Origin of the sequence: Vibrio sp. J2-4 (assembly GCF_021728155.1) — a bacterium.
In the GTDB taxonomy this organism is placed as follows: domain Bacteria; phylum Pseudomonadota; class Gammaproteobacteria; order Enterobacterales; family Vibrionaceae; genus Vibrio; species Vibrio diabolicus.
Genome location: NZ_JAKKCN010000029.1, coordinates 1 through 3,147, shown reverse-complemented (window position 1 = coordinate 3,147; position 3,147 = coordinate 1). Strand labels below are relative to the sequence as shown.

Sequence of the window (3,147 nt, the reverse complement as noted above, 5' to 3'; positions counted from 1 at the left end):
ATAGGCATAACAAACTGTTTAAGAGTGATTCGCAACGCGTGGCATTTTTACTATGCGTTGGTTTTAGTGTTTAAGGTGGTATGCTGAAGCATCGGTATTGCGTTGCTCACACCTTAACAGGGCGTTATGCTTTTCGGGAGGATGTATGGAAGTTTCGCTGTATAGCGCAAAAGGTTCGAATAGTTCTGAAAGGGTGGAGTGGGTACTAAATTTTAAGGGTATACGTTACGATAGAATTGAGGTCAGCTCTGACGAACTAACGACCACATACCTAGATATAAATCCTTTTGGCTATGTTCCATCTCTTTGTGTCGATGGTTCGGTATTCTCTGAATCAATGGCAATTATTGAGTATTTAGAAGAACGCTTTCCTAACCCAAGCTTATTTGGTAAAAGCCTCAATGAAAAAACTCATATCCGCAGAGTTTGTGAGTATGTAAACTCCAGTATTCACTCCCCCCAAAACAGAACAGTGTTAAGGTTTATGCGTCCAGAGTTCGATGAGATGTCAAAGCGAGCACTTCGTGGGAACTGGATTATGCGTTGCTTAGAAAAGTTAAGTACATCGATCTGTTGTGATTCAGGATTTGCAGTGGGTAACGACTTTAGTGTAGCCGATATATTTGTGGCTTCAATCTACAAAAAAGCGTCGCAACATGGCTGTGTGAGAAACGAGTTTTACGACAAGCATTTGATGTACATAAGGGCAAATGACAGTATTGTGGTTTCAGAGCCACAAGCATAACAAACTGTTTAAGAGTGATTCGCAACGCATGGCATTTTCACTATGCGTTGAATTCAGTGTTTAAGGTGGTATTCGGGAGCTTCGGTATTGCGTTGCTCACACCTTAACAGGGCGTTAAGTGCTTTCGAGTAATTGGTACATTGGAGGTGAAATGCAAGATGGTAAATTAATTTGGCATGTAGCGTGTGATGAATCAGGCGTAGATGGTCAGAAATATTATGGTTTTGGTTCACTTTGGATGAAGTATCAAAGGCGCGGAGACTTTGTTCGAATTATTCGAGAGCTAAGAGAAGCACATAAATATACCAATGAAATTAAGTGGCAAAAGGCTCATAAAAAGCATTACGCTGGCTTTTATGAAGATCTAATAGAAACATTTTTCAAGCATCAATGGTTAGCTTTTCATTGTATTGTTATCCGAAAGGGCATGGTCGATAAAAAGTATCACGACGGTGACTACGATCTAGCAATGCGCAAGCATTTCACAAAATTAATTCAGACCAAAATTAGCGCAATTCACAAAGCCCACCCTCAACGACAATGTGAGTTTCGTATCGAAGTAGATCCTTTGCCTTCGCGCTACAAGAAAGCAGATGAAGCATTTCATAAAATCGCTAATAGCATGCTTAAAAATCAATTTGGTGGTGAAGTGCCAATTCGTTCGGTTGTAACTAAAGACTCTAAGGAGTCAGAGCAAATCCAAATTGCCGACTTTTTACTAGGAGCTGTAATGAGTGCATTCCAAGGCAAGGCTAGCTCTCCCGCCAAGCTGAAAGTGGCTGAAAATATTGCAAGTTATCTAGGTTGGGATACTTTATTGCATGATACTAAACCACATGAACGTAAGTTTAATATTTGGTATTTTCATGACCCTACTAAAGGGCCTCGTGAAGTTGAAACAAAAGAAGTTAAGCTAAAGTACCCGCTTCCAAAACGCACTTAACAAAGCGTTTAAGACGGATTCCCAACGTTCGGCATTTTTGGTTTGCTTCAGCTTAAGTGTTTACGGCACAATGCTTTGAGTGCTGTGGTATGCGTTGCTCACCACTTAACGCGGCGTTATGTTCTAGAGGGATTATGGGACTAAAAAGGATTAATCACTACGTTGAAGTTCTACCCAAGATGTTTGTTGGTTGGCGGATGGGTGAAGACCTCGAAATGTTATCTGAGCTGCCTAATGGTGTCTTGTGTATTAACTTGCTCGATGGAACAGTTTCACATTCGATTGCTGGCGAGCTAGAACTGTATATTTCCAATGAGCTATCAGCTTGGTTTAGAAGTGAAGCGATAAAGGAAAATATCGATTTATCAACATTATTGAAAGCTTCTTTAACAGTTGAAGTAGATACGGATAAAGTAAAAACTATTAAAAAACGTGTAGTGTTGTTTAATTTTGACTGCATAGCTCATATAGCAACAGTGAATAAGGTCTATGAAAGTAGGCTCACGGAAGTAACTAGATGGCACACGAGGCTACGAACATAACAAACTGTTTAAGAGTGATTCGCAACGCGTGGCATTTTTACTATGCGTTGGTTTTAGTGATTAAGGTGGTATGCGGCGGCTTTGGTATTGCGTTGCTCACCCCTTAACAGGGCGTTATGTGAAAATTCTCCTGAAGCCGTTGTTAGCTCTAAGTAAAGGTATTAGATAGTGAAAGATATAATGCTCAAATTAGCGTACTTCACGCAGCATATAACTTTGAATAAAAATGATTACGAATACATAGGGGAAGACGAGCTTAGCGTTGTCTTTCGCTACAATAATAGTGTCCTTTGCCGCCCCTATATTTATTTTCGACCAGTAAATATTAGTAGTGCTTTGAGCGAACATGAATTTACAGAGACTATGTTCGAATGCTATGAGGGGAATGTTGAGATTGTCTCTCAAACTTTTACCGAGTTTGAAGACAGATTTCAGATAGTTACACGCTATGGTATGGTTCTTGGCGATACTAATGGTGAGTTTTCGGGGTGTGAGTTTACTTATAGGCAAGATGACGACAACATTTTTAAGTACCAAGTCGAAAACTCCATAGCGCCTGAAGATGAATGTTGCACACCTTTGAACCCTCTAAAACTCTCAGTAAATGGAACGTTAGAGTGTGAGGTTGTGGAAGAGCCTTTAGTAGGTTCTTTTCTCTGCCCAAATTAATTTTCACATAACAAACTGTTTAAGAGTGATTCGCAACGCGTGGCATTTTTAATATGCGTTGGTTTTAGTGTTTAAGGTGGTATGCGGCAACTTCGGTATTGCGTTGCTCACACCTTAACAGGGCGTTAGCATGCGGGAGTAATATGAAGAAAATTCTCATCATCGGTAATTCTGGCTCAGGCAAGAGTTGGTTGTCGAAACAGTTATCCCGAAAACTTCAGTTGCAAGAAGTTAACTTGGACTCGATT

General features: G+C 40.2%; 4 protein-coding genes. All 4 read left to right on the top strand.

The genetic code is table 11. From position 1 onward, the window contains the following. Window positions 1–145: 145 nt before the first annotated feature. Window positions 146–745 (top strand): glutathione S-transferase family protein, encoded by a 600-nt coding sequence (locus L3V32_RS25950; RefSeq protein ID WP_237285673.1) that lies wholly within the window; start codon window positions 146–148, stop codon window positions 743–745. A gap of 151 nt (window positions 746–896) precedes the next feature. Beyond that, window positions 897–1,688 (top strand): DUF3800 domain-containing protein, encoded by a 792-nt coding sequence (locus L3V32_RS25940; RefSeq protein ID WP_009696106.1) that lies wholly within the window; start codon window positions 897–899, stop codon window positions 1,686–1,688. A gap of 197 nt (window positions 1,689–1,885) precedes the next feature. Further along, window positions 1,886–2,230 (top strand): hypothetical protein, encoded by a 345-nt coding sequence (locus tag L3V32_RS25935; protein WP_237285671.1) that lies wholly within the window; start codon window positions 1,886–1,888, stop codon window positions 2,228–2,230. Between the two features lie 168 nt (window positions 2,231–2,398). Then, window positions 2,399–2,899, top strand: a complete 501-nt coding sequence (locus L3V32_RS25925; RefSeq protein ID WP_237285670.1) for a hypothetical protein — start codon at window positions 2,399–2,401, stop codon at window positions 2,897–2,899. Window positions 2,900–3,147: the final 248 nt, after the last annotated feature.

Bases quoted from the DNA above. Each gene is read 5' to 3' on its own strand.
- L3V32_RS25950 (WP_237285673.1), top strand. From the start codon at position 146: ATGGAAGTTTCGCTGTATAGCGCAAAAGGTTCGAATAGTTCTGAAAGG.
- L3V32_RS25935 (WP_237285671.1), top strand. From the start codon at position 1,886: ATGGGTGAAGACCTCGAAATGTTATCTGAGCTGCCTAATGGTGTCTTG.
- L3V32_RS25940 (WP_009696106.1), top strand. From the start codon at position 897: ATGCAAGATGGTAAATTAATTTGGCATGTAGCGTGTGATGAATCAGGC.